We start from the raw sequence: 279 nt of genomic DNA, 5'->3' as shown, positions 1-279 counted from the left end.
CTGGCGAGCGGCGGCAAGGGTTGGACGATCCCCGAGGAAATGACCTCCGTTTACCGGGGCAAGGACATCATGGCCCAGGCCAAAAAGATCTGCCAGGGCCACATCGATTCGGCCCTGGCCGAGCTCAAGGCCGGACGGAACGGGCAGGCCGTCCTCCACCTTCTCAGCTTCATGCTCATGGTCATCACGCCCGTCGAAGCCGTCGGGTCCTGAGCGGCCGTCCGTGTCGATGGCGGCCGACGCGTCCGGGCCGGGATTGATTTGCGCTCCGGCCTGCAT

At 65.9% G+C, this 279-nt stretch carries 1 protein-coding gene; it reads left to right on the top strand.

Going from position 1 to position 279, the window contains the following annotated elements:
• Nucleotides 1–213, top strand: a 213-nt coding sequence (locus tag LZP69_RS16435; protein WP_234201755.1) for a hypothetical protein, incomplete at its 5' end; no start/stop codon positions are given.
• Nucleotides 214–279 lie beyond the last annotated feature (66 nt).

The sequence above is a fragment of the Shewanella sp. AS1 genome, from assembly GCF_021412565.1.
Taxonomy (GTDB): Bacteria; Pseudomonadota; Gammaproteobacteria; order Enterobacterales; family Shewanellaceae; genus Shewanella.
This window is presented reverse-complemented; position numbering and strand designations above follow the sequence as displayed.